7 protein-coding genes and 1 pseudogene are annotated in these 6,214 nt (G+C 71.0%); 4 read left to right on the forward strand and 4 right to left on the reverse strand.

Annotation, left to right across the window (positions count from 1 at the left end):
• Positions 1 to 12: 12 nt before the first annotated feature.
• Together LQ51_RS03000 and LQ51_RS03005 are read right to left on the reverse strand one after the other, a co-directional pair.
• Positions 13 to 1,542 (reverse strand): annotated as a pseudogene (locus tag LQ51_RS03000) (flotillin family protein); the annotation flags it as partial.
• Between the two features lie 18 nt (positions 1,543 to 1,560).
• Positions 1,561 to 2,082 carry a hypothetical protein gene (locus LQ51_RS03005; protein WP_231605255.1) on the reverse strand — a complete coding sequence of 174 codons (522 nt, stop codon included), beginning with the start codon at positions 2,080 to 2,082 and terminating at the stop codon, positions 1,561 to 1,563.
• Positions 2,083 to 2,192: 110 nt separating this feature from the next.
• On the opposite strand from LQ51_RS03005, the gene LQ51_RS03010 reads away from it, so the two are divergent.
• The 3 genes from LQ51_RS03010 to LQ51_RS03020 all read left to right on the forward strand — a co-directional run bounded on the left by LQ51_RS03010 (position 2,193) and on the right by LQ51_RS03020 (position 3,403).
• On the forward strand, positions 2,193 to 2,675 hold the full coding sequence (locus LQ51_RS03010; protein WP_046563081.1) for a methylated-DNA--[protein]-cysteine S-methyltransferase: 483 nt from the start codon (positions 2,193 to 2,195) through the stop codon (positions 2,673 to 2,675).
• 138 nt (positions 2,676 to 2,813) lie between these two features.
• Positions 2,814 to 3,020 (forward strand): ribbon-helix-helix domain-containing protein, encoded by a 207-nt coding sequence (locus LQ51_RS03015; protein WP_046563082.1) that lies wholly within the window; start codon positions 2,814 to 2,816, stop codon positions 3,018 to 3,020.
• Positions 3,017 to 3,403, forward strand: coding sequence for a hypothetical protein (locus LQ51_RS03020; protein WP_052744735.1), 387 nt, complete (start codon positions 3,017 to 3,019; stop codon positions 3,401 to 3,403). Before LQ51_RS03015 ends, LQ51_RS03020 begins: the two co-directional genes overlap by 4 nt.
• Positions 3,404 to 3,461: 58 nt before the next feature.
• Here LQ51_RS03020 and LQ51_RS03025 read toward each other — a convergent pair whose 3' ends face one another.
• Positions 3,462 to 4,541, reverse strand: a complete 1,080-nt coding sequence (locus tag LQ51_RS03025) for an inositol-3-phosphate synthase (RefSeq protein ID WP_046563083.1) — start codon at positions 4,539 to 4,541, stop codon at positions 3,462 to 3,464.
• Positions 4,542 to 4,564: 23 nt separating this feature from the next.
• Positions 4,565 to 5,203, reverse strand: coding sequence for a PadR family transcriptional regulator (locus tag LQ51_RS03030; RefSeq protein ID WP_046563084.1), 639 nt, complete (start codon positions 5,201 to 5,203; stop codon positions 4,565 to 4,567).
• 174 nt (positions 5,204 to 5,377) lie between these two features.
• On the opposite strand from LQ51_RS03030, the gene LQ51_RS03035 reads away from it, so the two are divergent.
• The gene (locus LQ51_RS03035) at positions 5,378 to 5,839 is read left to right on the forward strand and encodes a DUF5318 domain-containing protein (protein ID WP_046563085.1); all 462 of its coding nucleotides are present in this window, start codon (positions 5,378 to 5,380) and stop codon (positions 5,837 to 5,839) included.
• Positions 5,840 to 6,214 lie beyond the last annotated feature (375 nt).

Raw genomic sequence — 6,214 nt, forward strand, 5'->3', positions numbered from 1 at the left:
TCGTGCTCGCGGTCAGTGGGTCTCGACCGCCGTGCCGTCGACCGACGGCTTGCCGTTGCCGGCCGGAGCGGTGGACGCCGAGCCCAGCTTGGCCAGCAGGCCGGCCAGGTCGATGCCGGTGAGGTCGCTGCCGAGCTGGAGGCCCTGGGCCACGTTGCCGGCCACCGACTTGGTCAGTGAGGACGCGCCGTCGGTGGAGATCACCGTCATCTTGTCGATCGCGCCGATCGGGGCGCTCGCCGCCTCGACCACCTGCGGCAGCACCTTGACCAGCAGGTCCAGCACGGCGGCCTCGCCGTACGCGGCGAACGCCTCGGCCTTGCGGGCCATCGCGTCGGCCTCGGCCTGCCCCTTGGCCAGGATGGCCGCGGCCTCGGCCTGACCCTCCCGCTCGACCGCCTCGGCAATGGCGCTGCGCCGGCGCTGCTCGGCCTCACCTTCCTTGGCACCCTCGATCGCGTTCGCCTCGGCCAGCGCGGCCCGGCGGGCCCGCTCGCCCTCACCGGTGAGGCGGGCCTGCTCGGCGGCCGCCTGCGCGGCCGCGATGGTGGCCTGCCGCTGCGCGTCGGCGGTGAGCACCGCCGCGTTGCGGGCCGCCTCGGCCTCCTGCTCGACCTTGTAACGGGCCGCGTCGGCCGGCTTGCGCACCTCGGTGTCGAGCTGGCGCTGCTTCAGCTCGGCGTTGCGCTCGGCGACCTTCTGCTGCTCGGAGAGGATCGCCTGGTCCCGCTCGGCCTGGGCGAGCGGTCCGGCCGCCGCCGACTTCGCCTTCGCGGCGTCGATCTCGGCCTGGATGCCGGCCTGCTTCAACGCCAGGTTCCGGTTCGCCTCGGCGATCGCCTCCTCGGCGAGCAGCCGCTCCTGCTCGGCCTGCTGGCGGGCCCGCGCCTCGGCGATGGCCGCGTCCTTGAGCACCCGGGCCGCCTCCGGCCGCCCGAGGTCCTGCAGGTACGAGCCCTCGGCCAGGATGTCCTGGAGCTGGAAGGTGTCCAGCACCAGGCCCTGGTTGGTCATCGAGTGCTCGGCCTCCTCGGCGACCGCGCTGGCGAACGCCGCCCGGTCCCGGATGATCTCCTCGACGGTGAGCCGCCCGACGATCGAGCGGAGCGCGCCGGCCAGCACCTCCCGGGTGAAGTTGTCGATCTCCTCCTGCTGGTTCAGGAAACGCTGGGCGGCGGCCCGGATGGCGTCCTCGGTGCCGCCCACCTTCACGATGGCCACACCGTGCAGCTCGGTCCGGATGCCCTGCTTGCTCACCGCGCCGCGGATGCTCACGTCGATCCGCCGGCTGGACAGGTCGAGGGACTGCAGCTTCTGCACCACGGGCAGGACGAAGACCGAGGCGCCGAGCACCACCTTCTGTCCGGACATGTCGGTGGACCGGGCGCCGTCGGCGGTCTGGGTGGTCCGGCCCTTGCGGCCGGTGACGATGAACGCCTGGTTCGGGCCGGCGACCTTGATCCGGGAGAGCACGAACAGGACGAGGAGGACGGCGAGGAGAACCGCGCCGCCGATGGCGACGAGCAGGGGCATGGTCGTTCCCGTCTGTGGAAGGGGAAATCAGTACGTTTCGACGTGCACGCTGGTCTCGCTGAGCGCTTCGACCACGAAGATCCGGGCGCCGACCGGGAGTGGGCGGTCGGCCCGGGCGTTGAGCTTGACCGGCTGGCCGGCGAGGCGTACCCGGACCTCGCCGTAGCCGCTCGCCGGCACCGGGGTGACCACCAGGCCGGTCGCGCCGACCAGGTGGGACCGGGTGGGGGTGGCGTCGGTGCGCATGGTGCGGGCGGCACGGCTGAGCCGGGCCGCCAGCCACGCGGTGGGCACGGCGGCCACCACCCCACCGGCCGCCGCCGCGGCGATCATTCCGGGGGTACGCCCACCGAGCAGCTCGTTGACGATCGCCGCGCCGAAGCCGAAGGCGCCGGTGAAACCGGCGACCGCCTCCAGCGACACCGGACCGTCGACGTCCGGGTGCCCGATGTGCAGCAGCCCGGCCCCGACGAGGGCGAGGGCCAGCACGCCGACCCCCGCCCCACCGATGATCAGAAAGATGAGCGTCCCCGTGGCCACGACCTGCACGGTATCGACATCGTGCAACGTTGCGGCCCGGCCGAACGGTCAACCCGGCGCGACGGTCACCTCGAAGTGGGGTTCGCTGGGCAGCGGCTGCCCGAGGAAGAATGGGAACCATGCGTTGGACCGTGCTCGACTCGCCGATCGGGGAGTTCTCCGTGGCCACCGACGGCGCGGCCGTCCGGGCGGCGCACTTCGGCCGGATGGAGTCGGCCACCGAGCGGCCGGGCGACCCGGTCGCCGGGCGGGCGCTGACCGAGCTGCGCGCCTACTTCGCCGGCGAGCTGACCGAGTTCACCGTGCCGGTGTCGGTGTCCCGCGGCTCGGAGTTCGAACGCGCGGTGTGGCGGGAGATGACCCGCATCCCGTACGGCGAGACGCTCACCTACGGCGAGGTGGCGCAGGCGGTCGGCGAGCCGGGCGCGGCCCGGGCGGTCGGGGTGGCCTGCAACCGCAACCCGGTGCCGGTGCTGGTGCCCTGTCACCGGATCGTCGGGGCGGGCGGCAAGCTGGTCGGCTTCGGCGGCGGGCTGCCGCGCAAGGTGACGCTGTTGGAACTCGAGGCGGCGGTGGCGCTGCGGCGCGCCTGGCTCTCCTGAGGAGTTGTCGCACAATTCGTCCGCCCTGGTCCGAGCGCTGCTCGCCATCATCTCCTCCGGCAAGATCCCGAGTCGTGCGGAGGAGACGTGGCACCCAGCGTGGTTGACGTGCAGACACGCGAGTTATACAAATCTGGTATGGCCTTCACCCTGAACCTGAAGCCCGAGGTCGAGCAGCGGCTCAAGGAACTCGCCGAGGCGGAGCACCGGTCGATGCACAAGACGGTCGAGGTGGCGGTGCAGGCGTACCTGGACCGGCACGAGCGCGACGAGTGGACCCGGCAGGCCGCCCGCCGGGTCCACGAGCGCAATGCCGAGTTCTACGAGATGTTGGGCGACCGATGACGCGGTCCTGGCCGGACGCGGAGGACCTGCTGCTCCTGCTCGCGGGAAGCACGTCGTCCCGAACCATCGTGCGCGACGGTGGGATCCTCTTCGCCTCGGCGGCGCGTCCGCACGCCCATCTGCTGCAGGGCCGGGTCTATCCGACACCGCTGGACCAGGCGGCGGCACTCCTGCACGCGATCCTGGTCTGGCGGCCGCTGGACATGTGGAACGCCAGTCTCGCCTGGACGGCAGCGGACGTTCGCCTGGAACGCTCCGGTTTCGTTCTCAGCATGCCGGCCAAGGAGCGGATGGCGTTGACGGACGCGCTGACCAGCGGCGAGGTCGACTCGGTCGAGGAGCTGGCGCTGCGGCTCTCGCCGTACCTCGAGATGGCGGACTGAACGCGCGAGGGCCGGGTCCACCCGGACCCGGCCCTCGTCGGTGCTGCTCGTCAGCGGGTCAGCGCTCGACCTCGCCGGCGATGAACGCCTCGACGGCGGCGTGCGCGTCGTGGTCGGCGTACTGCTGCGGCGGGGACTTCATGAAGTACGAGGAGGCGGAGAGGATCGGGCCACCGATCTTCCGGTCCAGCGCGATCTTCGCGGCCCGGACGGCGTCGATGATGACGCCGGCCGAGTTCGGCGAATCCCAGACCTCGAGCTTGAGCTCGGCGTTGAGCGGGGTGTCGCCGAAGGAGCGGCCCTCAAGCCGGATGTACGCCCACTTGCGGTCGTCCAGCCACGGCACGTGGTCGGACGGGCCGATGTGCACGTCGCTCTTCTGCATCTCGTGCGGGATCTGCGAGGTCACCGACTGGGTCTTCGAGATCTTCTTGGAGACCAGGCGGTTGCGCTCCAGCATGTTCATGAAGTCCATGTTGCCGCCGAAGTTGAGCTGGTAGGTGCGCAGCAGCTCGACCCCGCGGTCCTCGAAGAGCTTCGCCAGGGCGCGGTGCACGATGGTCGCGCCGACCTGGCTCTTGATGTCGTCACCGACGATCGGCAGGCCGGCGTCGGTGAACTTCTGCGCCCACTCCGGGTCGGAGGCGATGAAGACCGGCAGGGCGTTCACGAACGCGCAGCCCGCGTCGATGGCGGCCTGGGCGTAGAACTTGTCGGCCTGCTCGGAACCGACCGGCAGGTAGGAGACGACGACGTCGACCTGCGCGTCGCGCAGCGCCTGGACCACGTCGACCGGCTCGACGTCCGACTCCTCGATGATCTCGCGGTAGTACTGGCCGAGACCGTCGAAGGTCGGGCCGCGCTGCACGGTGACGCCGGTCGGCGGCACGTCGCACAGCTTGATCGTGTTGTTCTCGCTGGCGACGATCGCCTCCGCGAGGTCCATGCCCACCTTCTTGGCGTCCACGTCGAACGCCGCGACGAACTTCACGTCCGAGACGTGGTAGTCGCCGAAGGTGACGTGCATGAGACCCGGGACGCGGTCGTTCGGGTCGGCGTTCCGGTAGTACTCCACGCCCTGTACGAGGGACGAGGCGCAGTTACCCACACCGACGATGGCGACGCGGACGGAGCCCATAGCGTCTGCCTCCTTCTTCTTCATCACGGCCGCTCTGTCCTGGACGTTCCAGGCGTGGGCGGGCTGTCGTTGTCTCCTCGGCCACCGGCCGTCCCGGGTCGCGGGTCGGCCGGGGCCCGGCCGGAGCGCTCGTTGGCGATGAGCTCCTCCAGCCAGCGGACCTCGCGCTCACAGGCGTCGAGCCCGTGGCGTTGCAGTTCCAGGGTGTACGCGTCGAGCCGCTCGGCCGCCCGGCCGAGCACGTCACGAAGACCCTCGCGACGCTCCTCGATCTTCCGGCGACGACCTTCCAGGATCCGGAGCCGGGTGGCCTGGTCGGTCCGGGCGAAGAACGCGAAGTGCACGCCGAAGCCCGTGTCGTCGTACGTCTCGGGTCCAGCCTGCGCTATGAGCTGGGCGAAGCGTTCCTTGCCCTCCGCGGTAATGGTGTAGACCACCCGACCGCGTCGGCTGGTCAGCGCGGGAACCTCCTCGGCGGTCGCGGGTGTGCCGTCGGCTTCGGTGATCCAGCCCGCCGCCTGCAGCCGGCGCAGGGTCGGGTAGAGCGTGCCGTAGCTGATCGCCGCCCGGATGGCGCCGAGTTTGGCGGTCAGCTCCTTGCGCAGCTCGTAGCCGTGCATCGGAGCCTCCTGCAGGAGGCCCAGGATGGCGAACTCGAGCACGGGCCATCCCTTCTTACCCCCGGCGCGGAGCGGTAACCGCCGCGATGTATCGGACCGATACATCGCACGGTAGCGGAGTCGTCCGACCGGGGCAAACCCCCGTTTACGCGGTGCTGCGGTCACGGATCGTGACCATGGTCGCCTCGTCCGGCCGGACCGCGTACCCTTTGCCGCATGCGCACGTCCCGCCAGGTCGTCGACTACTCGCTCCAGAAGCGAGCGGTGCTGCGTGACCTCCTGGCGAACCGGATCGGCGCGTACGACGTCTGCGACGCCTCGCCGTACCTGAAGAACGCCGCTCGCTTCCATGGCGAACCCACCGATGAGCGCTGCCCGATCTGCCGCAGCGAGAACCTCATCCACGTCCACTACATTTACGGTGACGAACTCAAGCAGTCGGCCGGGCAGGCGCGAAACCGGGCCGAGTTGTCGCTGCTGGCGATGACGCTGCGTGAGTTCCAGGTCTACGTGGTGGAGGTGTGCCCCGGCTGTGCCTGGAACCATCTCGTCGAGCAGTACCTGCTCGGCCGGGACGGGCTGGCCGAGGGCGCCGAGGACGGGTCGGAGCAGGAGGCGGCGAGCGGTTCGGCCGCGACCGGTTCCACCCCTCGTCGAAGGCGAGAGGCGCAACGGTGAAGCTGGCTGTCCTGGTCGGCCCCCGCGACATCGGCGGGCGGTCCACCCGACAGCTTCCACGTCTGATTGGTCCGATTAGGTCGGATCTGACGCCTGCGCCTGGGTGCGCCCAGGGTGTAGCGTCTCGTGTTCCATCTCACGGCAACCCGGTGGCGGCGCGACCGCGCCCCACCGCGACCGGCAGGGTGTGAGGAATGAACTACGGCGATCCCAGTTCTTCGCGTGGGCGGGCCCAGATCCCGGGCCCGGGCGGCGACCCCGGCTCCGGCGGGGGCGCACGCGGGAACGGCTGGCCATCCGGATCGGGGGACGGCGCCTCGGCCCGCGCCTCCGTACCGCCGCGGGGCGGCTCCGGCGGGCGCGCCCCGGTCGGCG

The sequence above is a fragment of the Micromonospora sp. HK10 genome (genome assembly GCF_000982955.1).
In the GTDB taxonomy this organism is placed as follows: domain Bacteria; phylum Actinomycetota; class Actinomycetes; order Mycobacteriales; family Micromonosporaceae; genus Micromonospora.